Here is a 25,954-nt window from a genome sequence, read left to right on the forward strand (position 1 = left end):
CGCAAGGGTTTGCGGGCGCTTGCCAACCGCTGGCGTCACGCTGCGATGCGCCAGGTTTCCTGCAGTGCTTCGAAGTAGTCGTAGGTAAGACGCAGTTGGTCGTCCGCGTTTTCGGCGCGATTCACCACGTCGCGGAACGCTTCGTTTTCCGGGCGATCTTTCGCGTACCAACCCAGATGCTTGCGTGCGATGCGCACGCCGGCTTGCTCACCGTAGAACGCGTAGAGATGTTCCAGGTGGCCGCGTAGGATGGTCGATACATCCGAGGGCGAAGGTTGGTGAAGAAGCTCGCCCGTTGCGAGGTAATGCGCGATCTCGCGAAAAATCCATGGACGCCCCTGCGCGCCGCGGCCGATCATTACCGCGTCGGCGCGTGTTACATCGAGCACGTGTTTGGCTTGCTGCGGCGTGTTGATGTCGCCGTTGGCCAGCACCGGAATTCGCACGGCCGCTTTCACTGCCGCAATGGTTTCGTATTCGGCGTCGCCTTCGTATTTGTCGGCGCGCGTGCGACCGTGTACCGCCAGCGCGGCAATGCCGTTGTCTTCGGCGATGCGCGCGATGGTCAGCGCGTTTTTGTGTTGACGATCCCAGCCAGTGCGAATCTTCAACGTCACGGGAACATCCACCGCGTCCACCACAGCCTTCACGATGCGCGCCACGAGCGGTTCGTCCTGCAGCAGCGCGGAACCGGACCAGACGTTGCACACTTTCTTGGCGGGGCAGCCCATATTGATATCGACGATCTGCGCGCCGTTGGCGACATTAAAGCGCGCCGCCTCGGCCAGCATGGTCGGATCGTAGCCGGCGATCTGCACGCTGATCGGCTCGGGTTCGCCCTCATGATCCATGCGCTTGATGGACTTGCGCGTTTGCCACAAGCGCGGATCGGCGGTGGTCATCTCGGACACGGCCAAGCCCGCGCCCAGCCGTTTGCACAGCAGGCGGAAAGGCTTGTCGGTGACGCCGGCCATGGGCGCGAGCACCACGGGCGGGTCTATACGGTAGGGGCCGATCTGCATCGCGGCATTGTAACTGCGATCGGCTGGCTCCCCTAAAACGGGGGCGCAACGGCGAATTCAGTGCGCGGAGACGGCCAGCAGCGCCTCCGGCTCGTGTTTGTGCCTGAACAGGAACACGAACAGCACCGCCACGATCAGCGAATACGTGGCGAACGAGATCCAGATGCCATGCCAATCGAGCGAATGATCGGCGCGCGTGAAATAGGCATCGATCACCAGACCGCTGATCGAACTGCCCAGCACCGCGCCGACGCCGTTGGTCATCAGCATAAACAAACCCTGCGCGCTGGCGCGGATCGCCGGATCGCTCTGGCCTTCCACAAACAGCGAACCGGAAATATTGAAGAAATCGAACGCCATGCCGTAGACGATGCACGACATCACGATCATCCACAGCCCCGAGCCGGGATCGCCGAACGCGAACAGGCCGAAGCGCAGCGTCCACGCCAGCATGCTGATCAGCATCACCGTCTTGATGCCGAAGCGTTTGAGGAAGAACGGAATCGCCAGAATAAACAGCGTTTCCGATACCTGCGAAATCGACATGATGATGGCGGGATAACGCACCGCGATCAGATTCTTATACGCATCGACGTGCGCGAAGTCGTGCAGAAACGTGTCGCCGTACGCGTTGGTGAGCTGCAGCGCTGCGCCAAGCAGCATCGCGAAGATAAAGAAGACCGCCATCTTGCCGCGCTTGAATAGCGCGAACGACGTGAGGCCCAGAGCATCCAGCCACGAACGATGATCCTGGCCGCGCAAACGCGGTGGGCAGGGCGGCAGCGTAAATGCGTAGATGCCAAGCAACAGCGCGGCGCCCGCAGCGACGTAGAACTGGCCCGTCGTGGTCTCCAGATGCAGCAAGCTCACCACCCACATCGCCGCTATGAAACCGACCGTGCCCCACACGCGAATCGGCGGATATACGATCACTACATCGGCGCCATCGCGCTTGAGCGCGTTGTAGGCCACCGTAATCGCCAGCGAAATGGTGGGCATATAGCACATCATGTTCACCAGCATCACCCAGAACAGCGTGCTGGGATTGTCGATCGTCGGCACGATGCAGAGCACGGCGGCGCCGGCGATATGCAGACAGCCATACAAGCGTTCGGCGCGAATCCATTTGTCCGCGACCACGCCAAGCAGCGAGGGCATAAACAACGAAGCGATGCCCATGGTCGAGAAGATCGCGCCGAACTGCGAACCCGACCAATGCCGATTTTGGAACCAATACGCGCCGATGGTGATCAACCACGCGCCCCACACGAAGTACTGCAGGAAATTCATCGCGATGAGTCGCAACTTCAGGCTCATGGGCTAGATTTCCGCATGTGTGTCTTCCCCTGTAGCGGCCAGGGGACCGTCCCCACGCCAAAAAGCTTCGGCAGCGTAGAGGAAGCTACGGCTGGCCGGCAAGGTTCTCCGCGGGAAAACCAGGGATTTTCCGATACCTGCGTGCTCGCCGTGCCGCTACACTGCGTTTCTGTTTGACGGAGACTGCCCATGAGCTTGTTCATCACCATCGCGATCGTGCATATCATCGCCCTGATGAGTCCCGGGCCGGACTTCTTCTTTGTTTCCCAAACGGCCGTGAGCCGTTCGCGTCACGAAGCGATGGCGGGCGTCGCCGGCATTACCTTGGGCGTCGCGATGTGGGCGGCGCTGGCCTTGCTGGGCCTGCAGCTGCTGCTGCAACGCTTGGTTTGGCTGGAGCGCCTGATTGCGATCGGCGGCGGTCTCTATCTGTGCTGGATGGGATTGAAGATGTTGCGCGGCGCGTTAGGCAAACCGTCGACAACGCAAGCGGCGCAATCGGTGCAGGTTTTCGCGGGTGCCAAGCGATCCTTGCGCAATGGCTTGCTCACCAATCTCGCCAATCCGAAAGTCGTGATCTATTTCGGCAGCATTTTTTCCGCATTCGTCGGCGCGGGTGTGTCGTCTGGCGCGCGCTGGGGATTGTGGGCGTTGGTCGTGACCGAGACGTTCCTGTGGTTTTCGTTTGTCGCCGGATGTTTTGCGTTGCCGGTGATGCGTCGCGGCTATTTGCGTATCAGCCGTTGGATTGACGGCTGTGCAGGCGCGGTATTCATGTTGTTCGGCTTGCACCTGATTTTTTCACCGCGTACGACCTGAAGAATTCAGCACTCCAGCGATCTGTTCTCGTAGCACGGGAATCAATTCCGATTCGAACCATGGATGACGTTTCAGCCACGCCTGATTGCGCGGGCTCGGATGCGGCAGCGGCAGAATGCCGCGCGCAAGATGTTCGCGCCAATGATGCATGGTGTCGGTCAGCGACGCCCCGCATTGCGCGCCTAAGATTCCGGCTTGCGCATATTGGCCAATCGCGAGCGTCAGTTCGATATGTTTGAGTTGCGGCATGATGCGCGGATGCCAAGTTGGGGCGCATTCCGCTCGCGGCGGCAAATCGCCGCTGCGGCCGCTGCCGGGAAAGCAGAAGCCCATCGGCACGATAGCGATGCGTTGCGCGTCGTAAAACGTTTCTCGATCGATACCGAGCCAATGGCGCAATCGATCGCCGCTGACGTCGTTGAATGGAATCCCGGTCTCGTGAACTTTGCGCCCCGGCGCTTGGCTCACGATCAACAGCCGTGACGATATGCTGGCTTGCACGACTGGGCGCGTTCCATGCGGCAAATGCGCGGCGCAAATCTGGCACGCACGAATCTCGGCGAGCAGCGCCTCGAACGATTCAGTCTGTTTCACGGCAACAATTTGCCCGGATTGAGAATGCCATCCGGATCGAAGGCGGCTTTCACATGGCGCATCAAATCTAGCGTGCCGGCTTCCAGCGCGAGCGGCATAAATTCGCGCTTCGCTAAACCGATACCGTGCTCGCCCGATAACGTGCCTTGCAGCGCAATAACCAATGCGAACACGTCGGCGAGACAGGCGTGTGCGCGCTCGCGTTCTGCGTCGTCGCGCGGCAGCAGATTGACGTGCAGATTTCCGTTTCCGGCGTGACCGAACGTGACGATCAATACGTCGTGTTTGCGGGAAAGTTCGCGAATGCCGCTTACCAGTTCGGGAAGGCGACTGACCGGCACGACCACGTCTTCATTGATCTTGTTGGGCGAAATCGTGCGCTGCGCAGGCGATAACGCTTTGCGCGCGGACCACAAGGCTTGTGTCTCTTCCGCCGTTTGCGCAACGCGCAGTTCTTCCAATCCTTCGCCACGCGCCGCGCGCGAGACGGCCTCAACGGCGGAAGGAAGCGTGTCGGGCTCACCGTCCACTTCGATCATCAGCATCGCGCCCGCGAGCGGAACCGTATCGCCGCCGTGATCGTGCGCAAGTTTCAGGGCGACATCGTCGATGAATTCCAGCGCACATGGAGTGACCGGCTGCGCCATGATGCGCGCGACGGCGTGCGCGGCGCTGCCGACATCGCGGTAGGTGGCGCGCAGCGTACGTAGTCCTGTCGGCTTGGGCGTCAGTTTGAGCGTGGCTTCGGTAATCAGCGCAAGCGTGCCTTCAGAACCAATAAGCAAGCGCGTGAGGTCATAGCCTGTCGCGCCTTTGCTGGTGTACGTGCCGCAGCGAAAGCTTTCGCCCGTGCCCGCTACCGCACGCAACCCCAGCGTGTTCTCGCGTGGACTGCCGTACTTCACGGTGCGTGGTCCGGCCGCGTTGCAAGCGAGATTGCCGCCGATGCTGCACCAGGGCGACGACGTCGGATCCGGCGGCCAAAAGAAACCATGCGGGGCGAGCGCTTTCTGCAAATCGCCGTTGAGCACGCCGGGCTCGACCACTGCGAAGCGATTGTCGGGATCGATACGCAGAATGCGATTCATGCGTTCGAAACTCACCACCACGCCGCCATCCACCGGCACCGTAGCGCCAGTCGTGTTGGTGCCGCGACCGCGTGCGATCACCGGCACACGATATTCGCGACAGGCGCGTATCAGCGCTTCGATCTGATCGTGCTCCTGTGCGAAAACCACAGCGTCCGGCAACGCATGGCGACGCGAATTGTCATACGCGTATGCCAGTCGTTCGGCCTCATGCGTGGAGCATGCATCGGGGCCGAAGATCGAGCGCAGGGTTTCGAGCAGGGCTGTGGGAAGTTTCATCGCTCTCAGTATCCCACCAAGGTCGACGGTTCGTCAGCCGGCCTCGAAGGCGTTGCGCAGCCATTCCATCCGAGCGTTATCGCCCGGTCCGTCATAGGTGACAACGTCGAAACGGCAGCTCCGTTGTGCATGCTGCGGATGCGCGCCAAGCCAGAGCTGCGCGGTCTGCACAAGGCGCGCTTGTTTGGTGGCGGTGATGGACGCGGCGGCAGTCTCATGGCTGGCGCGAAGTCGATGCCGCACTTCCACGAAAACAATGGTGTCGCGATCGCGCATCACCAGATCCAGCTCGCCGTAGCGCGTCGTGTAGTTGCGCACGAGCAGCGTGAGTCCGGCGCGTTCAAGTTCCGTGCATGCACGTTGCTCGAACGCGCTTCCCGATGCGCGCATCAGCCGCCCGAAGTTGGCGCGGCAGGTGCAGTGCTGGCGGGCGCCGGTGCGCTGTTGGCCGGCGCGGGCGCGGTGCTGCTCGGCGCAGGCGTGCCGGGCGCGTTGTCCATTTGCAGCGTGCCGTTCATGGGGCGCGCCACGCCGTCCTGGAATTTCAGCCAGGTCAGCACGCGCTTCACATGTCCAAACGTATCCGCGGCGAGCTGGCCGCTCGCGCCCGGCAAATAACTGCCCGGATGATTGCGTAGCCAATCGAGGTACGGCACGAGATTCCAGGCATCCATGCCGAAGGCAAACAGTTGTGCGGTGCCGCCGCGTGCGGCGGGCAATTGCGTTGCGACGTCTTGATAGCTGGGCAAGCCGGTTTGCGCATCGAACAACCATGGCGCGTCGCAGAACTCCACGCCTTCCAGATCGCGGTCCGCTGTAGCGTTGTCGCTACCGCCATAAATATGGGACGTGGCGAACACGGGCAAGCTGATGCGCGCGACGCGTAGTTGCGGCAAGAGCAGGCGCGCTTGTTCCACGCGCATGCTGATAAAGATGCCTGCGTCGGCGTCTGCGCTGCCAGCATTCAATCCCGCAATGGCATCGCCGTAATTGACGTTGGAAGGGAGCTGCGCGTTGCCGGCGACCTTACCGCCTTTGGCTTCCAGTTCCGCTTTGAAAGCGGCAGCGGCGCGTTTGGCGAAATCGTCGCCGGAAATGATGACGTAGGCGTTGTGAATGCCGCGATCGATCATGTGATCGGCCGCTTGCGCGCCTTCGTCTTCCGGCATCAATGCAAACTCACTGGCAGTGCCTGCGGGCAAGGTTTTGCTGTCGGAGTGATTGAGCGCAAGCACCGGCACAGGCAGCGTCGATTGACTGAGCACCGCCACCACTTCGGCGCGCGTCAGCGGTCCCACCACCATTTGCGCACCGTCCGTTACCGCTTGGTTATAGGCTTTGATCGCGCTGGCTGCGTTGCCGCCGCTGTCGTATACGCGAATGGTGGCGCGCGGCGCGTGTGTGTCGGAGGCCTGGAAATAAGCGGCAAAAAAGCCTTCGCGAATGGCGGTGCTTGCGTACACCAGGCCATCGTTGTTCGGTAACAGCAAGGCGATGTGCGCAGGCATTTTGTAGCCTTCGCGAACGCTGGCGCCGCTGCCTGCCACCAGCGTGCCCACCGGTTGCTCAAGATTGGGTTGCGCTTGCGCTACGGTTACACCGAGACGACCCAGTGCTTCGTTGATCCACGGCAGCATGGCGTCGCCGGATTGCATTGCCGCGGCACGTTGCTTGAGCGGATCGGCTCCCATGCGCGCAAGCAGCGCGACGGCTTGATCGCGGTTGCGCGTGCGATCGTCGCCTTGCAGCAGATTGTCCATCTCGATACGCGCGTGTGCGGCGCCCCACAAATCGCCGGTGCCGGCCAGCGCGTCCGCACGCAGGATCAACAGGCGAGTGCGCAAGTCGGCGGGAACGTTCAGGCTTGGTTGCGTGGTGAGGCGCAGCGCTGTCGCAGGATCGCGCTGCTTCAACGCAATTTCCGCTTTAAGCAGATCCAGGCGCGTGGGGTCGTCGTCGCTGAGTCGGTCGCGGTCGATATTCGCCACTAACGGCATGGCTTTATCGAGTTCGTTCCCTTGACGATAAGCCTCGGCCGCAAGCAAATTGTAATGATCGGTACGCCCCGACGTTTGCTGAGCGAGCGCGACGTAAGCTTGTGCGCCTTGATCGAATTGCCCATGGTTGACCATGTCGGCGGCGCTTTGCGCAGCGGCGATTTCGGCGGGCGAACGCGGCACGGCAGACGGTACGCAGGCGCTCACCATCAACGAAATCAGCAATCCTGCCGCGACCAGACGACTGGGGCGCATGGGGTTTCCTCGATCCAAGAGGGGTAATTGCGCGATCATAGCCGATCGCACCGTTGCTTCGTCGCGAAAGGTTATTCGGAATGCAAACCAACCAGACTGGCTCGCTGTGGGTAGTCGCCACGCCAATAGGCCACCGCGACGATATGTCCGCCCGCGCTATCGATACGTTGCGCAACGTCGCTGTCATTGCCGCGGAAGATACACGGCATAGTCGTCCGCTGATGATTCAGCACAATATCGGCACGCCGCTGGTGGCATTACATGAACATAATGAACGCGAAGCGGTGGCTGCGTTGATACGTCGTCTTGAACAAGGCGAATCCGTTGCGCTGATCTCGGATGCGGGCACGCCGCTGATCAGCGATCCGGGTTTTCGTCTTGTGCGCGCGGCGCGCGAAGCGGGTATTCGATGCATTCCAGTGCCTGGCGCGTGTGCGGCGATTGCAGCGCTTTCGGTGGCGGGATTGCCGAGCGATCGATTCGTTTTTGAGGGTTTTCTTCCGCCCAAATCCGCTGCGCGGCGCACGCGTCTGGAAGAACTTGCGGCCGATCCGCGTACGTTGATTTTTTACGAATCCTCGCATCGCATCGTAGAAAGCCTTACCGATATGCGCGACGTATTTGGTGCGCAGCGCGAGGCGGTGCTGGCGCGTGAACTGACCAAGATGTTCGAAACCGTACTGGGCGAGCCGCTGTCGGAGTTGGTAGCACGTGTCGTAAGCGATCCCAATCAACAGCGCGGCGAATGCGTGATTCTCGTTGCCGGTCGTGGCGAAGAAACGGATGCGAAACTTGCGGAAGGCCAACGCGTCTTTGCGCTATTGCGCGAAGAGCTGCCGCCTGCAAAGGCGGCAAAGTTGGCCGCAGCCATTACCGGTGCGCCGAGAAAACTGCTGTACGGCGATAAAGGCGACGGCTGAACCGTTGCGCCGTCGCGCGCATTTTTTGCTGTTTTTCGGATTTTTCTTCGTTTCGGGTCGCGCACGCCGCCGCTATAATGAATGGCGGAGTCGGCCGGACAGTCGCGTCGCGCGCAAGCGCATCGAGGAAAGTCCGGGCTCCATAGGGCAGGGTGCCAGGTAACGCCTGGGCAGCGTGAGCTGACGGCTAGTGCAACAGAAAGCAAACCGCCGATGGCCCGCAAGGGCACAGGTAAGGGTGAAACGGTGCGGTAAGAGCGCACCGCGCGCGGGGACAACGTCGCGTGGCACGGTAAACCCCACCCGGAGCAAGACCAAGAGGGGAACGATGACGCGGCCCGCGTAGTTCCCGGGTAGGTTGCTGGAGCCAGGCGGTGACGCCTGGCCGAGAGGAATGACTGTCGCGCCGAAAGGCGTACAGAACCCGGCTTACAGGCCGACTCCGCCTCTTCCAGTCGTAGGTGTCGCCGTCTCGCGTCGTCGGGATGGTTTCATCCGCATGCTGCGCCATCCGCATGAACAATCGGTTCATGCGGATGGCTTTTTGGCGTTTGGATGAGTTTGTAGGGAAAGGCTTCTGTGAGCAAAAAATCCACCACGATCAAGCACCTCTGAGTGCTTCCTAGAAATCGCTGGAAATTTGGCCACACTGTTGCCTTTCTCTTTGATTCACAAGCAAAAATTGCTTGACAGTCTCAAGGGGCGAGACTATCGTGGGACCCTGTGTGAAATCGTGGGATTTCGTGGAGTTACAGGGTCGTGTTCCAGGGCGAAACCGCCATCACTGTCGACGACAAGGGCCGACTGGCTATTCCGACTGCGTATCGGGAGCTGGTGACGGAGGCCTGCGCCAATCGGTTGGTGATCACCTACAACCCTTTCGAGTCGGGCTGCCTCTGGCTGTTCCCGCACGCCGAATGGGAGCGGGTGCGCGACCAGGTAAACGCGTTGCCGAACGTCAAGGCCGTGCACCGTGCCTTGCAGATGAAGTTGGTCGGCGCCGCAGCGATGGTTGAGCCGGACGGTGCGATGCGCATCTTGTTGCCGGGCAGTCAGCGCACCGCTGCAGGCATCGAAAAAAAGGCGGTTTTGCTGGGTATGGGCAACAAGTTCGAGCTTTGGAGCGAACAGGCCCACCTGGCCAAGATCCGCCAGACCATCGGCGAAGACGAAATCAGCGATGACATGGCGGACCTGCGGCTTTGACCGGTGACGGTCAAGGTCGGGGCGGAGACGAATAAGAGCGGGAGAGCGGCATGGCCGATCCGTTGCTGCACATCCCGGTGATGCTGAATGAAGCGGTGGAGGGTCTCGCCGTGCGGGAAGGCGGGCGTTATCTCGATGGCACGTTCGGACGCGGCGGTCACGCCCGCGCTGTGCTGTCGCGCCTGGGTTCCGACGGTCGACTGCTGCTGATGGATCGCGATCCGCAAGCCATCGCCACCGCGCAAAAGGAATTCGCCGCCGATTCGCGCGTGGCGATTCGCCACGGCAATTTCTCCACGATGGCCGAATGGGACGAAACGTCGCCGGGGCTGGATGGCGTGTTGCTCGATCTGGGCGTGTCGTCGCCGCAGTTGGATGAAGCCGCGCGCGGCTTCAGCTTTATGGCCGATGCGCCTCTCGATATGCGCATGGACCCTACCCAGGGCGAAAGCGCGGCGGATTTTCTCAACACCGCCGACGAGCGCGAGATCGCCGATGTGCTGTGGATCTATGGCGAGGAACGTTTCAGCCGCAAGATTGCCCGCATCATTGTCGAGCGTCGCAATGAGTCGCCGATCACCCGAACGGGCGAATTGGCGGCCTTGGTCGAGCGCGCCATCGGTCGTCGCGAACCGGGCAAGCATCCGGCCACGCGCACGTTTCAGGCGCTGCGCATTCGCGTCAACGGCGAATTGGAAGCGTTGCAGCGCGGACTCGACGCTGCGCTCGATCGCCTCAAGCCGGGTGGTCGCTTGTCGGTGATCAGCTTCCATTCGTTGGAAGACCGCATCGTGAAATTGTTTATCCGCGACCATTCCGGTCGCGTGCAGGGCAGTCGCCGCGGCCCGCCGGTGGCGGCGGCGCCGGCGCGATTGACAGCCATCGGCAAGGCGCAGTTTCCTTCCGACGCCGAGCAGACCGCGAATGTGCGCTCGCGTTCGGCGGTGCTGCGCGTTGCGGAAAAAATGCCAGAGGAGGGCCGCGCTTGAAGGCGATTGGCACCTTCTCGCTTCTTCTTCTGCTGGCTGCCGTCATGGTGAGTGCGATTGCCGTCGTTTGGACACGGCATCAAAGTCGCGCGCTGTTTGTGCAGCTTTCGCAGATGCAGAGCCAGCGCGATGCGTTGAATATCGAATTCGGCCAGCTCGAACTGGAGCAGGCCACCTGGGCCGAGCCGCGTCGCATCGATAGCGAGGCGCGCACCAAACTTGGCATGTTTACGCCGCGTCCGCAGGACGTGCAGTTGGTGCGGCCATGAACCGGCTGCAGCGTCCCATCGCGAAATCCTCCGCGCGCCGCCAGGCGACGGGGCCGACCACGCGTCAGCGCATGTTGCTGGTGATCGGTGTGCTTGGGGTGGCGTCGCTGGGTTTGGTCGCGCGCGCGTTCGATCTGCAGGTGGTGCGCAAGCAGTTCTATCAGGATCAGGGCGATGCGCGTTTCTTGCGCGTGGTGCCTATTCCGGTGTCGCGCGGCACGATTTTCGACCGCAACGGTGAGCCGCTCGCCGTGTCCACGCCGATGGTGTCCATCGTGTGCGTGCCCTCCGAAGTGCTCGACAACGCCGATCGCATTCCCGCGCTGGCGCAGGCGCTGGGTACGACGGCGGACGATTTGAAGTCGTATCTCGAACAGCGTTCCGACCGCGAATTTGCTTATTTGCGCCGTCAGATGAGCCCGGATGCGGCACAAGCTGTGCTGGCGCTCAGTGTTCCCGGTGTCAACGGTCAGCGCGAATACAAGCGCTATTACCCTTCCGGCGAAGTTACTGCACACGTGCTCGGTTTCACCAATGTCGACGACCACGGTCAAGAAGGCTTGGAGCTGGCCTTCGACAACTGGCTGTCCGGTAAGCCGGGTGCGAAGCGCGTGATCCGTGACCGCATGGGCCGCATCGTGGAAGACGTCGAGCAGGTGCACGCGCCGCAGCCTGGTCAGAATCTTACGCTGAGCATCGACCGTCGCATTCAATTCCTTGCATACAGCGAACTGAAAAAGCAGTTGCAGGATCTCAACGCCGATTCCGGCTCGATGGTGATCCTGGATGTGCGCACCGGCGAAATTCTCGCCATGGTGAGCTTGCCCACCTACAACCCCAATGCGGTGACAGGCAGTCAACCGGCGCAACGCCGCAATCGCACCGTGACCGATGTCGTCGAGCCCGGTTCGACCATGAAGCCGTTCACCATGGCGGCCGGTCTTGCCAGCGGCAAGTACACGCCGACGGCGCCGTTGATCGACACCGGCAACGGCCACTGGATGTTCATGGGCAAGGACATCCGCGACGTGGAGTCCGGCGGCAACGGCATGCTGACGCCGACAGGCGTGCTGACTAAGTCGAGCAATATTGGCGCCGCGAAAATCGCGTTGTCGCTGGATACGAAATTCTTGTACGACTCGTATCGCGCGTTCGGTTTCGGCGACAGCACGGGCAGCGGTTTTCCGGGCGAATCCTCCGGTTTCCTCAAGGTCGGACACAGCTGGCGTCCGATCGAAAAAGCGACCATGGGTTACGGTTATGGCCTCAACGTTACGTCGCTGCAATTGGCCGCGGCGTACGCCACGCTTGCGAATGGCGGCATCATGCACACGCCCACCTTTATCAAAGGCGGCGGCGATGCAGGCAAGCAGATCATTTCGCCGCGCATTGCGCGTGAACTTGTCGACATGCTGGAAACGGTGACGGCGCCGGGCGGTTCGGCCACGCGCGCGCAGATCGCCAACTACATCGTCGCCGGTAAAACCGGTACGGCGCACTTGGCCTCGGGTGGCGGTTACGCCAAGAACAGTTACAACTCGCTGTTCGCCGGCATCGTCCCCGCGACCGATCCGGTGATGGTGGGCGTGGTGGTGATCAACAATCCCAAGTCCAGCATCTATTACGGCGGCCTGGTTTCCGCGCCGGTTTTTCAAAGCGTGATGACCGGCGCGCTGCGTCTGATGGATGTGCCTCCTGACAATATCGGCCGCTGGTACGTCGGCGGTCCCCTGCAAGCGGGCGGCGGATTGGCGGGCAGCGTGCCCCAGCAAAACAATCAGGACGATGCGGGCGCAGCGGAGATGGCCGAACCATGAGTGGCCAACGCCTCGACCATCTGCTGCAGGGCATCGCCGAGACCAACTTCGTCGGGCCGATGCTCGTGTCCGGGCTTGCGCTCGATTCGCGCCAGGTGCGCAGCGGCGACGCGTTTTTCGCGTTGCGCGGTACGCGCGGACACGGCATCGAATTCGTGCGCGGCGCAGTACAACGTGGCGCCAGCGTGATTCTGGCCGAAGCGCCGCAGCCGGTAGATCTGGAAGACCCGGGCGTGCCGGTGCTTTGGATCGATGGCCTGCACACCTTCGTGGGCGAAATTGCCGCGCGCTTCTTCGGGCGTCCATCCGAATCGATGTGCGTGATCGGCGTAACCGGCACGAATGGCAAAACATCCACCGTGCAATTGCTGGCGCAGGCGCTGGAAAAACTCGGTCATCGCGCCGCGACCATCGGCACGCTGGGCGCAGGTCTGCATGGTCAGCTGCGCGAAGGCGACCGCACCACGCCGGATGCGATCGCCGTGCAGCAGCTCTTCGCCGAATTCCATCGCGACGGCGCTACGCATGTTGCGATGGAAGTTTCCTCGCACGCGCTCGAACAAGGACGCGTGGCGGCGACGGCTTTCAAGGTCGCCGCGTTCACCAATCTCACGCGCGATCATCTGGATTACCACGGCAGCATGGAAGCCTACGGCGCCGCCAAAGCGCGGCTGTTTGCATGGTCGGGGCTGAAAGCGGCCGTGATCAACGTGGATGATGCTTTTGGTCGTGAATTGATCGGCACGCTGGCGCCGGGCGTCCGAGCGTTGCGCATGAGCAGCGCTGGACATGCAGGCGCCGACATCACCGCCTGCGACGTTGAGACGTCGGCGGAAGGCGTTGCATTCAAGCTGCGCACGCCGTGGGGCGAGAAGCAAGTTCGCAGTCATCTGCTCGGTCGCTTTAACGTCGCGAATCTGTTGACGGTGATAGGTTGCCTCGGTGCGCTTGGCGAATCGTTCGAGCGCATCGTCGACGCCATCGAAACGCTGCAGCCGGTCAACGGCCGCATGAACCGCATCGGCGGTTTGCACGGGTTGCCGTTGGTCGTCGTCGACTACGCGCACACGCCGGATGCACTGGAACAGGCGCTCACCGCACTTCGCGCGCATTGCGACGCGCGATTGATCTGCGTGTTCGGGTGCGGCGGCGAGCGCGATGCGGGCAAGCGTCCGCAGATGGGCGAGATCGCCGAACGCCTGGCCGATGTCGCCATCGTTACCGACGACAATCCGCGCGGCGAAGATGGCGACGCGATCGTCGCGCAAATCCTCGCCGGCATGTCGTCGCCACAAACCGCCACCGTGCAGCGCGATCGCGAAGTCGCGATCCGCGCCGCCATCGCGATGGCCCGCACGGGAGATGTCGTATTGATCGCTGGCAAAGGCCATGAAACCTATCAAGAAGGCGCAAGCGGCAAGCGCGCGTTCGACGACATGGCCGTAGCTCGTACCGTCTTGGAGGGACACGCGTGATGCGGCTGAGCACCATCGCGATGTGGACCCACGGACACATGACTGGCGCCGACGCCAGCGTGACCGGCATCGAGATCGATTCGCGCAAAATCAAGCCGGGCGATTTGTTCGTCGCGTTTAAAGGCGAGCGCGTGGATGGCCACGATTATCTCGCCGACGCGAAAGCGCGCGGTGCGGTGGGTGCGTTGGTCGAGCATCGCGTGGAAAGCGATCTGCCGCAGATCGAAGTAAAGAGCGCGGAACTGGCGCTGGGCGATTTGGCGAGCGCAGTACGCGCACAGCGCAATGCCCGCGTGATCGGCATCACCGGTTCGAACGGCAAGACCACGGTGAAGACGCTTACGGCGTCCATCCTGTCGCGCCACGGCCGCACGCACGTCAATACAGGCAGCTATAACAATGAGATCGGCTTGCCGCTCACCTTGCTGTGGATGCCGGAAGACACCGAATATGCCGTGCTCGAAATGGGCGCCGGCAAACCGGGCGATATCGATTACCTCGCCGCGATTGCGCGTCCCGATATCGGCCTGGTGAATTTGATCGCGCCGGCGCATCTGGAGCGCATGGGCACGATCGAAATCGTCGCAGAAACGAAGGGCGCGGTGTATCGCGCGCTGCCCGCGGACGGCGTGGCGGTGATCAATGCCGACGATGCGTTCGCCAGCTTTTTCACCGGCTTGGCGGGCGGTCGCCGCGTGCTGCGTTTCGGCTTGGATCACAAAGCCGATGTCGGCGCGGATATTCTGGAACAGCGCGTCGACGGTTCGCATTTCGTGTTGAGCACGCCACATGGCGATGCGGAAGTTCAGCTGCCGCTGGCCGGTCGCCACAACATCGCCAATGCGCTCGCCGCCAGCGCGATTGCGCTCGCGCTGGATGTGCCGCTCGATACCATCGTAGAAGGCCTGGAGCAGGCGACTGCCGTCGAAGGACGGCTGAAGCGCATCGCGATGCCGCAAGGCTGGACGCTGATCGACGACAGCTACAACGCGAATCCGAGCTCCATGCATGCGGCGATCGACACCTTGGCGCTCGCCGATGGCGAACGCTGGCTAGTGCTGGGCGATATGGCGGAACTGGGCGCGGATGCGCGCGCGCTGCATGCCGGCGTCGGTCGTCACGCGCACAAACGTGGCATCGAGAAACTCTTCGCCGTGGGACCGTTGAATGCGGCGGCGGTCGAGGCGTTCGGCGCAGGCGCACAACATTTTGCAGACAAAGCGGCGCTGATCGACGCGCTCCGCACGCAATTGCATGCCGGTGTGACGTGCCTGGTCAAGGGCTCGCATTCGTCGGGCATGGAAAAGGTGGTGGCTGCGCTCAAGAGTGCTCGACCTGAGGAGGGTGCGCCGCATGTTGCTTGAACTGGCCGAATGGTTCGCACGGCATTTCGCCACGCCGCACCTGTTTCAGTACATCACCTTCCGCACGATCATGGCGACGTTGACGGCGATGGCGATGTCGTTGCTGTTCGGTCCTGCGCTGATCCGCAAACTCGCTGCGCTGAAAGCGGGGCAGGTCGTGCGCAAGGACGGTCCGCAAACGCATCTATCCAAAGCCGGCACGCCCACGATGGGTGGCGTGATGATTCTGATGGCCGTTGCCGTGTCCACGCTGCTGTGGGCGGATCTCGGCAATCGTTACGTGTGGCTCGTGCTGGCGGTGCTGCTTTGCTATGGCGCCATCGGGTTCTACGACGACTATCGCAAGCTGGTGTTGAAGGACAGCCGTGGCTTGGCGTCGCGCTGGAAATATTTCTGGCAATCGGTGTTCGGCCTCGGCGCGGCGTTGTTTCTCTATCACACGGCAACGCTGCCGGCGGAAACGGCGCTCTATGTACCCGTGTTCAAGCACGTCGCGGTGCCGTTGGGCGCGTTCTTCGTAGTGACCGCGTATTTCATGGTGGTGGGCTTTTCCAACGCGGTGAACCTCACCGATGGTTTGGATGGTCTGGCGATTATGCCGACAGTATTGGTGTCTGGTGCGCTGGGCATTTTCGCCTACCTCGCCGGTAACCGCGTGTTCTCCGAATACCTGGCGATTCCCGCGATTCCCGGTTCCGGCGAACTCGCCGTGCTTTGCGGCGCGTTGTCGGGCGCAGGGTTGGGCTTCCTTTGGTTCAACACCTATCCCGCGCAAGTGTTTATGGGTGACGTCGGCGCGCTGGCGATCGGTGCCGCGCTCGCGGCAATCGCAGTGATCGTGCGGCAGGAAATCGTGCTGCTGATCATGGGCGGCGTGTTCGTGATGGAAACGGTGTCGGTGATGATGCAAGTCGCCAGCTTCAAGATGACAGGCAAGCGCATCTTCCGCATGGCGCCGATTCATCACCACTTTGAATTGAAAGGTTGGCCCGAACCGCGGGTCATCGTGAGGTTTTGGATCATCAGCGTAGTGCTGGTGCTTATCGGTTTGGCAACGCTGAAGGTGCGCTAAGAAAATGTTCGGTTTCGACACAACGCAAGCAAAGCGCCGGCAAGGCCCGCGCGGCAAGTTCGACTTGCCGCTGCTGGTGGCCTTGGTCGGTCTTGCGTGTGTGGGCGTGGTGATGGTGACGTCCAGTTCCATCGCGGTGGCCGATTCTCAGCATTGGGGTGAGTTCTACTTTCTGAAGAAACACCTGATGTTTCTGTCGTTGGGACTGGTGGCTGCCGGCGTGGCGATGCGCACCGAGTTGAAAGTGGTGGAAAAGTACGCTTTCTTCCTGATGCTGGTGGCCTTCATCATGTTGCTGGCGGTGTTTGTGCCGCATCTGGGCATGCGGCTCAATGGCGCGCGCCGTTGGCTCAATTTGCTGGTCACGTCGTTCCAGCCCGTCGAAGCGGTGAAGCTGATCCTGGTGGTGTATATCGCCAGCTATCTGGTGCGTCACCGCGAAAGTATCGAGACGCGCTTCCTTGGTTTGATCAAGCCGATTGCGGTGTCGGGCATCATCGTGTTGCTGCTGCTTGCGCAGCCGGATTTCGGCTCGGCCACGCTGGTTATTGCGGTGACGATCGCGATGGTCTGGTTGGGTGGCGCGCGCCCAATCTTCCTACTGATCATGGGGCTTCCGCTGATGCCATTGCTGGCGATCGCGGCGACCAGCGAAAGCTATCGCATGAAGCGTTTGACCACCTTCTTGCATCCGTGGGATCACCCCTTCGACGACGGGTTCCAGTTGACGCAATCGCTGATGGCGATCGGCCGCGGCGAGTGGGCGGGTGTGGGTCTGGGTTCGAGCGTCTTGAAGCTCTCGTATCTGCCCGAAGCGCATACCGACTTTATTTTTGCGGTGATCGGCGAAGAACTCGGCCTGGTCGGCATCATCACCGTGATGGGGCTGTTCGCCTTGACCGTGTGGCGCGGTTTGCATATGGGTTTGAAAGGTGTGGAAGTCGGGCAGCGATTTGCCGGATATATCGCCTTCGGCATCTCGCTGATGATCGGCCTGCAGACGATGGTGTCGATCGGCGTGAACCTTGGCGCGCTACCGACCAAGGGTCTCACTTTGCCGCTTATCAGCTATGGCGGTTCGTCGATCGTGCTGACCTGTGCGATGGCCGGCGTCTTATTGCGCGCGACGTACGAAATCAACCGCGCGCTCGACGCGCGGCATATGGCGACACGCGTGTCTGAAGCCACGGTGTCCGATGCGAATCCTGCCAATGCGCGCGAGCGCGAAGCGGAGGCCGCATGACCGCGCAGGCTCCCGTGTTGATCATGGCTGGCGGCACCGGCGGTCACATCTTCCCTGGCCTTGCCGTGGCCGAAACGCTGCGCGCGCAAGGCGTGCCGGTGGTGTGGCTGGGCGCGGCGGGCGGCATGGAAACCAAGGTGGTGCCCGCGCACGGCATCGAGCTGCACACCATCAGTGTCGGCGGTTTGCGCGGCAAAGGTTTGAAGACGCGACTGCTCGCGCCGTGGATGTTGCTGCGCGCGTTGCTGTCGTCGCTTGCAGTGTTGATTCGCTTGAAGCCGCGCAGCGTGTTGTCGATGGGTGGTTACGTCGCAGGCCCCGGCGGTATCGCCGCACGCATGCTGCATCGGCCGCTCTTGGTGCACGAACAGAATCGCGTTGCGGGTTTCACCAATCGAAGGCTGGCGGTTCACGCACGTCGCGTCATGGCGGGTTTTGCCGACAGCTTGCCGAACGCGGAATGGGTGGGAAATCCTGTACGCAGCACGATCGCTTCGTTGCCGTCGCCGGCGCAGCGCATGGCCGGTCGTAACGGCAAGCCGCGTCTGCTGGTATTGGGCGGCAGCCTCGGTGCGCGTGCGCTGAACGTATCCGTTCCGCAAGCGCTTGCACAAATACCCGCCGATCAGCGACCGGACGTGTTGCATCAATGCGGCAATCGCGGCATCGACGAAGCGCGCAAGGCATATGCCGATGCGGGCGTGGAAGCGAACATCGTTCCCTTCATCGAAGACATGGCGGGCACGTATGCGTGGGCCGACTTGGCGGTGTGTCGCGCAGGCGCATTGACGCTCGCCGAACTCACTGCATGCGGTTTGGGCGCGGTGTTGGTGCCGTTCCCTCACGCGGTGGACGACCACCAAACACGCAATGCCGAAGCGCTGGTCGCTGCCGGCGCGGCCGAATTGATCCAGGAGCGTGATCTGAATACGAACGATCTGGCGCAGCGATTGACCACGTTGCTGGGCCATCGCGCCACCTTGCTTGCGATGGCCGAAGCCGCGCGCACCTTGGCCAAACCCGATGCCGCCGCGGCTATTGCGCGTGCCTGTGTGGAGGTGGCCGCATGACGCCGCGTCGCTTGCTCGCCCATGAAGATTTGATGAGCACCTTCCGTCGCGTGCATTTCATCGGCATTGGCGGCGTCGGCATGAGCGGTATCGCCGAAGTGCTGCACAATCTTGGTTATGCGGTGTCCGGTTCGGATCGCAGCGAATCGTCGACGGCGCAGCGCCTGCGTCAGCTCGGTATCGATGTGCGCATCGGTCACGCGGCTGCTCATATCGGCGATGCGGATGTCGTAGTCACATCGAGTGCGATCAAGAACGATAATCCGGAACTGATGGCTGCGCACGAAGCACGCATTCCGGTGATTCCGCGTGCGGAAATGTTGGGCGAATTGATGCGCTTCCGTCGCGGCATCGCCATCGCGGGCACGCACGGTAAAACCACCACGACCAGCCTCGCTGCCAGCGTGCTGGCCGAAGCCAATTACGATCCCACCTTTGTGATTGGCGGACAGCTTAACGCGGCCGGCGCGAACGCACGTTTGGGCACGGGGCAGTATCTGGTCGCCGAAGCCGACGAATCGGACGGTTCGTTCTTGCTGCTGTCGCCGGTGATCGCTGTGGTCACCAATATCGATGCGGATCACCTGGAAAACTATCAAGGCGATTTCGCGCTTGTGCGTAAGGCGTTTTCGGATTTTCTGCATCGCTTGCCGTTTTACGGACTGGCCGTGTTGTGCGTGGACGACCCGGAAGTGCGGGAATTGGCCAAGATCACCGCGCGCCGCGTCATGACGTATGGCATCGATTCCTCCGACGCCGACGTGCGCGCGATCAATGTGCGTCAGCAAGGTTTCGAGATGCACTTCGATCTGCTGCTGCCGGGCATCGGCAAGCCGATGCCGGTGGTGCTGAATTTGCCGGGTCGCCACAACGTGCTCAATGCGCTCGCCGCCGCATCGGTCGGTTGGCAGCTTGGCGTGGAGGCGGAAGCCATCGCGCATGCGTTGGCGAACTTCCAGGGCGTCGGTCGTCGTTTCCATCGTCGCGGCGAGATCGCGCTCGATCAGGGCAAGGCGATGCTGGTCGACGACTACGGTCATCACCCGCGCGAAATCGCCGCAGTGTTTGCGGCAGTGCGCGGCGGTTGGCCGGAGCGGCGTCTCGTGGTGGGCTTTCAGCCGCATCGTTACAGCCGCACGCGCGATCTGCTCGACGATTTCGCCAATGTATTGGCCGATGCCGATGTGCTGGTGCTTACCGAAGTGTATCCGGCCGGCGAAGCGCCGATTGCCGGTGCGGACGGTCGTGCGTTGGCGCGCGCGGTGCGCGCGCGCGGCAAGGTCGATCCGGTGCTGATCAGCCATCCGCGCGAATTGAAAGACACCTTGCCGACGTTGCTGCGCGACGGCGATTTGCTGTTGCTGCTCGGCGCCGGCGATATCGGCAGTGCCGCCGTGGAGCTGGCGCAGATCGGTCAATTGAGGACGAGCGAGACATGAAAAAAATCACGGACCCCGCACAATTTGGTCGCGTCGCTGTCGTGATGGGTGGCAGCTCGGCCGAGCGCGAGGTGTCGCTCGACTCAGGTCGCAACGTATTGGCCGCGTTGCAAGCGCGCGGCGTGGATGCGCATGCGATAGACGGCATTCCCGCGTTGTTGGACGCCTTGCGCGCCGGACATTTCGCGCGCGTGTTCAACATCCTGCACGGCCAGCATGGCGGCGGCGAAGACGGCGTGCTGCAAGGCGCGCTGGAGTCGCTCAATGTGCCGTACACCGGTTCGGGCGTGCTGGGTTCCGCGTTGTCGATGGACAAAACGCGTTCGAAGCGCGTATGGCAATCGCTGGGTCTGCCGACGCCGAAATTCGTCGCGTTGCCGCGCGGCGCTGACGTGCACGAGGCCGCCAAGCAGATTGGTTTTCCGCTGATCGTAAAGCCGGCGTGCGAAGGCTCCAGCGTCGGTGTGACGCGCGTGTTCGAAGAAAAAGACTTGGATTCGGCGGTCGCGCTGGCCGAGAAATATCCCGGCGATCTGCTGATGGAAACGCTCATTGAAGGCGACGAGCTCACCGTCGGCATTCTTCGCCGCCAGGTGCTGCCCAGCATCCACATCGTGCCGAAGGGCGCGTTCTACGACTACAACGCCAAATACATAGCCGAAGACACGCGTTACATCTGCCCCGGTCTGGAAGGCGAAGCCGAAGCGACGCTGCGCGCGTTGTCGCTCGAAGCGTTCGACGCCTTGGGTTGCTACGGCTGGGGTCGCGTCGACGTGATGCGTGATCGCCAAGGCCGCAACTGGTTGCTGGAAGTGAACACCGCGCCGGGCATGACATCGCATTCGCTGGTGCCGAAGGCCGCGGCGGTTGCCGGTATCGATTACCAGGAACTGTGCTGGCGCGTGCTCGAAACCAGTTTCAGGGAGGATGCATGAGGGGAAGCATTCGCCTCGTCGCTTGGTGCTTGGCCATCGCCTTGGTGGTCTTGCCGATCGTCGGCGTGTTGCGCGGCTGGTTCGCCGCCGACCGCTGGCCGGTCACCCAGTTGACGGTGCAGGCCGAGTTCAAGCACGTGAGCGCGGATCAAATTCGCGCCGCTGTGCTGCCGCGCCTGGGCAAAGGCTTCTTCGCATTGGATCTGGACAGCGTGCAACAAGCGGTCGCCGCGTTGCCGTGGGTGGAATCGGTGGAAGCGAGCAAACGCTGGCCCGATACCTTGCTGTTGCGCATCTACGAACGTCAGCCGTTTGCGCGCTGGAACTCGCAACAGTTGATCAGCCGCGAAGGCAAAGTTTTCGCGGTGCCGGATGCGGCGACCTACAACCAGCTTCCCGATCTGCACGGCCCCGACGATCACCTTGCCGAAGTGGTGAGCTTTTTCGCCGATGTGCAGCGGGCATTCTCCAGCGAGCATTTGCGCATCGTCGGCGTAACGCTGACCGATCGCGGCAGCTGGAGCGTGGCGACCGAATCGGGCGCGCAAATCGTGATCGGCGATCGCAATCAGGCCGGTCGACGTCTGCGCCGTTTCCTCGATGTGTACGCAAAAGTGGTCGCCGGTCATCCGCAAGGCTTCGAGTACGCCGATCTTCGTTACACCAACGGCTTTGCCGTGAAATGGCCGCAAGCGCCGGCCGCCCCGACCGCCGGAGGCACGCCCCGCACATGAAAGGCAAAAACGAAAAGCAGTTGGTAGTCGGCCTGGATATCGGCACGTCGAAAGTCGTGGCGATCGTGGGCGAATACGAACCGGGCGAACCGATCGAAGTGATCGGTATCGGCTCGCATGTATCGCGCGGCATGAAGCGCGGCTCGGTGGTGGATATCGAATCCACCGTGCACTCGATCCAGCGTGCCGTGGAAGAAGCCGAACTCATGGCCGGCTGCGATATCCGCTCGGTGTACGCCTCGATTTCCGGCAGTCATCTGGAAACGCGCAATTCGCACGGCACCGCCGCCATCCGCGATCGCGAAGTCGCGCCAGGCGATCTGGACCAAGTGCTGGAAGCGGCGAGCGCGGTGGCGATCCCGGCGGATCGAAAGGTCTTATATAAGGAGTCGCAGGAATACCGCATCGACGGCCAGGACGGCATCCGCTCGCCCGTGGGCATGAGCGGTGTGCGCCTGGAAGCATCGGTGCATCTGGTGACCGGCGCCGCGGCGGCGGTGCAGAACATCAGCAAGTGCATCCAGCGCTGCGGTCTTTCGGTGGACGAGCTGGTGCCGTCGGCGGTCGCGAGCGCGAAATCCGTACTGACCGACGACGAGCGCGAACTTGGCGTGTGTCTGGTCGATATCGGCGCGGGCACCACGGATATCGCGATCTACACGCAAGGCGCGATTCGCTACACCAAGTCGCTGCCGGTGGGTGGCGATCAGGTGACCAACGACATCGCCTACGGCGTGCACACGCCGACGGCGCATGCCGAAGAAATCAAAATCAAATACGCCTGCGCACTCGCGCAACTGGCGCATGCGGAAGAAACCATCCAGGTGCCGAGCGTGGGCGATCGTCCGCCACGCCGACTTGCGCGTCAGTCGCTCGCGCAGAGCGTGCAAGCGCGTTACGAGGAAATCTTCGAAATGGTGCAGGACGAATTGCGCCGTTCCGGTTACGACAGTCTGGTTGCGGCGGGCGTAGTGCTCACCGGCGGCGCGTCGCGGATGGAAGGCGCGCTGGAGTTGGCCGAAGAGATTTTTCACAAGATGGTGCGCATCGGCGTGCCGCAGCACGTGAATGGTCTGGGCGAAGTGATCGCCAATCCGCTGCATTCCACCGGCGTGGGCTTGCTGTTGCACGGCGCGCGGTCGGGCGGCATGCGCGTAAGCGGACCCAGCGGCGGCAGCATGGGCGGTTTGGTCGACAAGTTGCGCACCTGGATCACCAAGAATTTTTAAAGCATCGAATTTCGGCCGCGCAGGAGGCGCAGCCAGGGCGAATGGAGGTTCGCTCACCACCACGGGAAGACAGGAGTCGTACCGCGGTTACAACGACAACGAAAGCTCTACGGAGGACGGGAAATGTTTGAATTGGTCGAAAAATTGGCACCCAATGCGGTGATCAAAGTCATCGGCGTGGGCGGCGGCGGCGGTAACGCCGTGGCGCACATGCTCAACTCCAACATTGAAGGCGTCGACTTCGTCGTCGCCAACACCGACGCACAAGCCATGAAAGGCTGCGGCGGCCGGATGCATCTGCAACTGGGCGCGAACGTCACCAAGGGCCTGGGCGCCGGCGCGAATCCGGAAGTCGGCCGTCAGGCCGCGCTGGAAGATCGCGAGCGTATCGAAGAAATGCTCGAAGGCGCCGACATGGTGTTCATCACCGCCGGCATGGGTGGCGGCACCGGCACGGGTGCGGCGCCAGTCGTGGCGCAGTTGGCGAAAGAGAAGGGCATTCTGACGGTGGCGGTGGTGACCAAGCCGTTCCCGTTCGAAGGCCGTCGTCGTATGCAGGTTGCGCTGAAGGGTATCGAAGACCTGTCGCAGCACGTCGATTCGCTGATCACGGTGCCGAACGAAAAGCTGCTGTCGGTCCTCGGTCGCGAAGTGACCTTGCTCAACGCCTTCAAAGCCGCGAATGACGTGCTGCAAGGCGCGGTGCAGGGCATCGCCGATCTGATCACCAGCCCCGGCCTGATCAACGTCGACTTTGCCGACGTGCGTACGGTGATGAGTGAAATGGGTCTGTCGATGATGGGTTCGGGCACGGCTCGCGGCGATGATCGCGCGCAGGCTGCCGCCGAAGCCGCTATCAACAATCCGCTGCTGGAAGACGTCAACCTCAACGGCGCGTGCGGCATCCTGGTCAACGTGACCGCGGGTCCGAACCTCACCATGCGCGAGTTCGACGAAATCGGCCGCATCATCCACGACTTCGCCAGCGAAGACGCGACCGTGGTGATCGGCACCTCGCTCGATCCGGAAATGCAGGACGACGTGCGCGTGACGGTGGTGGCCACCGGGCTGAACCGCGCGACGGCCCGTCAGCCGATTCGTCCGGTCGTGACCCAGCAGGTCGAGATGCGCCAACGTCCGCGCCCGATGGTGCTACGTACCGGTACGGGCAACGAAGTGGTGGATTACGCCCAGCCGGACATGGTCACCAGCAACCCGCGCGGCGGCGAGGGCTCGGCCAAGAGTGCCGATCCGAGCTTCGACTACCTGGACATTCCGGCCTTCTTGCGCCGTCAGGCCGACTAACGAGCACTCAAAAATGTGAAAAAGTGTGAAGAGCATGAACTAACGACGCATTAACTTGTCAGAGTTCCCTGTGCCGGGCGTGGAGGGGTATCCTCCCTGTCCGTTGCCCGGTTGCCGCCGGTTTGCAGGCAGCAAAAGGGGGCATCTGATGTCGGCTGGCGTCGCGTTCGCGCGTTGAATGCGATAGACAGTGCGGCCTATGGATGGCGCACGATCAGCAGGCGTGGAGGGGGATTCGCGCCGCTGATCCAGAATCCCGTTGCCGGATCATTTCCCGTCCCCGGCGCGGGGTTTTGTGTCAGATCGCAAGTACTTGATCTACCTGTGGTGCTTGCATCGTCAAAATGCGAATGAATCGCATTATTTGATGAAAGGAAAATGAAGGATTGACCGGACTGTACGGTACGGTTTGTTTTTCCGCAGGTTAAGACTGTGTTAGCATCCCAGCTCGAATTGGCTGCTGCCCCTTACAGGTACCCAATAAATGATCAAGCAGCGTACGCTTAAAAACATCATCCGTGCCACCGGCGTCGGTCTGCATACCGGCGATAAGGTCTACATGACGTTGCGTCCGGCCGCAGCGAACACGGGCATTATTTTCCGTCGTACGGATCTCAATCCGCCGGTAGAAATTCATGCACGTCCCGACCACGTGGGCGACACGCGTTTGTCGACTACGCTCGTCAACGGCGACGTACGTGTTTCAACGGTGGAACACTTGTTGTCCGCGATGGCGGGTTTGGGCATCGACAATGCTTATGTCGATCTGTCCGCACCGGAAGTGCCGATCATGGACGGCAGCGCCGGTCCGTTTGTCTTCTTGCTGCAATCGGCGGGCATTGAAGAGCAATCGGTGCCGAAGCGCTTCATCCGCATCAAGAAGCCGGTGAAAGTGCAGGAAGGCGATAAATGGGCCAGTTTTGAGCCGTTTGAAGGCTTCAAGGTCGGCTTCTCGATCGAGTTCAATCACCCGATCATTTCCAAGCGCACCTCGCGCGCCGAGATCGACTTCTCCACCACGTCGTTCGTCAAGGAAGTGAGTCGCGCGCGTACGTTCGGTTTCATGCGCGACATCGAAATGCTTCGCGAACACAATCTCGCGCTCGGCGGCTCGATGGACAACGCGGTCGTGCTCGACGACTATCGCGTCCTCAACGAAGACGGTCTTCGCTACGAAGACGAATTCGTCAAACACAAGATTCTCGATGCGATCGGCGATCTGTATCTGCTCGGTCACAGTTTGATCGGTGCGTACTACGCGCATAAGTCCGGTCACGAGCTCAATAACAAGTTGCTGCGCGCACTGATGGCCGATGTCACGGCGTGGGAAGAAGTCAGCTATCAGGACGACCCGGCCACCGCGCCGATCTCCTACGCGCACCCCGCCCAGGCGATCTAAAAAAGTCAGCCGCTTCACCCCTCAGACCGGGCCCTTGGGTCCGGTCTGTTCATTTTTGTGATCAAGATCACACTTTTGCCTTCCCCACGTTCACGATATCGCGACGGGTTCTAGAGA

23 protein-coding genes and 1 other RNA gene are annotated in these 25,954 nt (G+C 61.8%); 18 read left to right on the plus strand and 6 right to left on the minus strand.

What is annotated here, in order from left to right; genetic code table 11:
- Positions 1 to 35 precede the first annotated feature (35 nt).
- Together dusB and L0U79_RS05955 are read right to left on the minus strand one after the other, a co-directional pair.
- Complete coding sequence (gene dusB, locus L0U79_RS05950; protein WP_233840967.1) at positions 36 to 1,022, minus strand: tRNA dihydrouridine synthase DusB; 987 nt, start codon at positions 1,020 to 1,022, stop codon at positions 36 to 38.
- A 57-nt stretch (positions 1,023 to 1,079) separates the two neighbouring features.
- Positions 1,080 to 2,339 (minus strand): nucleoside permease, encoded by a 1,260-nt coding sequence (locus L0U79_RS05955; protein ID WP_233840968.1) that lies wholly within the window; start codon positions 2,337 to 2,339, stop codon positions 1,080 to 1,082.
- 189 nt (positions 2,340 to 2,528) lie between these two features.
- On the opposite strand from L0U79_RS05955, the gene rhtC reads away from it, so the two are divergent.
- Positions 2,529 to 3,158 carry a threonine export protein RhtC gene (gene rhtC, locus L0U79_RS05960; protein ID WP_233840969.1) on the plus strand — a complete coding sequence of 210 codons (630 nt, stop codon included), beginning with the start codon at positions 2,529 to 2,531 and terminating at the stop codon, positions 3,156 to 3,158.
- On the opposite strand, the gene L0U79_RS05965 is transcribed toward rhtC, so the two are convergent.
- The 4 genes from L0U79_RS05965 to L0U79_RS05980 are packed head-to-tail and all read right to left on the minus strand — an operon-like array spanning position 3,141 to position 7,371.
- Positions 3,141 to 3,752 carry a uracil-DNA glycosylase family protein gene (locus tag L0U79_RS05965; RefSeq protein WP_233840970.1) on the minus strand — a complete coding sequence of 204 codons (612 nt, stop codon included), beginning with the start codon at positions 3,750 to 3,752 and terminating at the stop codon, positions 3,141 to 3,143. The two genes, rhtC and L0U79_RS05965, sit on opposite strands and share 18 nt — an antisense overlap.
- A complete protein-coding gene (locus tag L0U79_RS05970; protein WP_233840971.1) occupies positions 3,749 to 5,119 on the minus strand; it encodes an FAD-linked oxidase C-terminal domain-containing protein in 1,371 nt (456 codons plus the stop codon). Before L0U79_RS05970 ends, L0U79_RS05965 begins: the two co-directional genes overlap by 4 nt.
- A gap of 33 nt (positions 5,120 to 5,152) precedes the next feature.
- Positions 5,153 to 5,509 (minus strand): YraN family protein, encoded by a 357-nt coding sequence (locus tag L0U79_RS05975; RefSeq protein ID WP_233840972.1) that lies wholly within the window; start codon positions 5,507 to 5,509, stop codon positions 5,153 to 5,155.
- Positions 5,509 to 7,371, minus strand: a complete 1,863-nt coding sequence (locus L0U79_RS05980; protein ID WP_233840973.1) for a penicillin-binding protein activator — start codon at positions 7,369 to 7,371, stop codon at positions 5,509 to 5,511. Before L0U79_RS05980 ends, L0U79_RS05975 begins: the two co-directional genes overlap by 1 nt.
- Positions 7,372 to 7,451: 80 nt before the next feature.
- Between L0U79_RS05980 and rsmI the strand changes: the two genes are divergently transcribed.
- The 17 genes from rsmI to lpxC all read left to right on the plus strand — a co-directional run bounded on the left by rsmI (position 7,452) and on the right by lpxC (position 25,837).
- Positions 7,452 to 8,291, plus strand: coding sequence for a 16S rRNA (cytidine(1402)-2'-O)-methyltransferase (gene rsmI / locus L0U79_RS05985; protein WP_233840974.1), 840 nt, complete (start codon positions 7,452 to 7,454; stop codon positions 8,289 to 8,291).
- A gap of 86 nt (positions 8,292 to 8,377) precedes the next feature.
- Positions 8,378 to 8,739: RNase P RNA component class A (rnpB, locus tag L0U79_RS05990), an RNA gene on the plus strand.
- A 311-nt stretch (positions 8,740 to 9,050) separates the two neighbouring features.
- Positions 9,051 to 9,497 (plus strand): division/cell wall cluster transcriptional repressor MraZ, encoded by a 447-nt coding sequence (gene mraZ, locus L0U79_RS05995; protein WP_233840975.1) that lies wholly within the window; start codon positions 9,051 to 9,053, stop codon positions 9,495 to 9,497.
- Between the two features lie 50 nt (positions 9,498 to 9,547).
- Complete coding sequence (gene rsmH, locus L0U79_RS06000) at positions 9,548 to 10,486, plus strand: 16S rRNA (cytosine(1402)-N(4))-methyltransferase RsmH (protein ID WP_233840976.1); 939 nt, start codon at positions 9,548 to 9,550, stop codon at positions 10,484 to 10,486.
- Positions 10,483 to 10,755 (plus strand): cell division protein FtsL, encoded by a 273-nt coding sequence (ftsL, locus tag L0U79_RS06005; RefSeq protein ID WP_255682470.1) that lies wholly within the window; start codon positions 10,483 to 10,485, stop codon positions 10,753 to 10,755. Before rsmH ends, ftsL begins: the two co-directional genes overlap by 4 nt.
- Positions 10,752 to 12,572, plus strand: coding sequence for a penicillin-binding protein 2 (locus tag L0U79_RS06010; RefSeq protein WP_233840977.1), 1,821 nt, complete (start codon positions 10,752 to 10,754; stop codon positions 12,570 to 12,572). Before ftsL ends, L0U79_RS06010 begins: the two co-directional genes overlap by 4 nt.
- Positions 12,569 to 14,047, plus strand: a complete 1,479-nt coding sequence (locus L0U79_RS06015) for a UDP-N-acetylmuramoyl-L-alanyl-D-glutamate--2,6-diaminopimelate ligase (RefSeq protein WP_233840978.1) — start codon at positions 12,569 to 12,571, stop codon at positions 14,045 to 14,047. The genes L0U79_RS06010 and L0U79_RS06015 overlap by 4 nt, the downstream gene beginning before the upstream one ends.
- A complete protein-coding gene (gene murF / locus L0U79_RS06020) occupies positions 14,044 to 15,411 on the plus strand; it encodes a UDP-N-acetylmuramoyl-tripeptide--D-alanyl-D-alanine ligase (RefSeq protein ID WP_233840979.1) in 1,368 nt (455 codons plus the stop codon). Before L0U79_RS06015 ends, murF begins: the two co-directional genes overlap by 4 nt.
- A complete protein-coding gene (gene mraY, locus L0U79_RS06025) occupies positions 15,401 to 16,483 on the plus strand; it encodes a phospho-N-acetylmuramoyl-pentapeptide-transferase (protein WP_233840980.1) in 1,083 nt (360 codons plus the stop codon). The genes murF and mraY overlap by 11 nt, the downstream gene beginning before the upstream one ends.
- Positions 16,484 to 16,487: 4 nt before the next feature.
- Positions 16,488 to 17,726, plus strand: coding sequence for a putative lipid II flippase FtsW (ftsW, locus tag L0U79_RS06030; RefSeq protein WP_233840981.1), 1,239 nt, complete (start codon positions 16,488 to 16,490; stop codon positions 17,724 to 17,726).
- Positions 17,723 to 18,796: an undecaprenyldiphospho-muramoylpentapeptide beta-N-acetylglucosaminyltransferase gene (gene murG, locus L0U79_RS06035; RefSeq protein WP_233840982.1), complete on the plus strand. Its 1,074-nt coding sequence runs from the start codon at positions 17,723 to 17,725 to the stop codon at positions 18,794 to 18,796. The genes ftsW and murG overlap by 4 nt, the downstream gene beginning before the upstream one ends.
- Entirely contained in the window at positions 18,793 to 20,235 is a 1,443-nt protein-coding gene (gene murC, locus L0U79_RS06040) for a UDP-N-acetylmuramate--L-alanine ligase (RefSeq protein WP_233840983.1), read from the plus strand. Before murG ends, murC begins: the two co-directional genes overlap by 4 nt.
- Entirely contained in the window at positions 20,232 to 21,170 is a 939-nt protein-coding gene (locus tag L0U79_RS06045) for a D-alanine--D-alanine ligase (protein WP_233840984.1), read from the plus strand. The genes murC and L0U79_RS06045 overlap by 4 nt, the downstream gene beginning before the upstream one ends.
- Complete coding sequence (locus tag L0U79_RS06050; RefSeq protein ID WP_233840985.1) at positions 21,167 to 21,904, plus strand: cell division protein FtsQ/DivIB; 738 nt, start codon at positions 21,167 to 21,169, stop codon at positions 21,902 to 21,904. Before L0U79_RS06045 ends, L0U79_RS06050 begins: the two co-directional genes overlap by 4 nt.
- Positions 21,901 to 23,133: a cell division protein FtsA gene (ftsA, locus tag L0U79_RS06055; RefSeq protein WP_233840986.1), complete on the plus strand. Its 1,233-nt coding sequence runs from the start codon at positions 21,901 to 21,903 to the stop codon at positions 23,131 to 23,133. Before L0U79_RS06050 ends, ftsA begins: the two co-directional genes overlap by 4 nt.
- Positions 23,134 to 23,256: 123 nt before the next feature.
- Positions 23,257 to 24,438 (plus strand): cell division protein FtsZ, encoded by a 1,182-nt coding sequence (gene ftsZ, locus L0U79_RS06060; RefSeq protein ID WP_233840987.1) that lies wholly within the window; start codon positions 23,257 to 23,259, stop codon positions 24,436 to 24,438.
- Positions 24,439 to 24,922: 484 nt separating this feature from the next.
- Positions 24,923 to 25,837 carry a UDP-3-O-acyl-N-acetylglucosamine deacetylase gene (gene lpxC / locus L0U79_RS06065; RefSeq protein WP_233840988.1) on the plus strand — a complete coding sequence of 305 codons (915 nt, stop codon included), beginning with the start codon at positions 24,923 to 24,925 and terminating at the stop codon, positions 25,835 to 25,837.
- Positions 25,838 to 25,954: the final 117 nt, after the last annotated feature.

Origin of the sequence: Dyella sp. 2HG41-7 (assembly GCF_021390675.1) — a bacterium.
Classification (GTDB): domain Bacteria; phylum Pseudomonadota; class Gammaproteobacteria; order Xanthomonadales; family Rhodanobacteraceae; genus Dyella_B.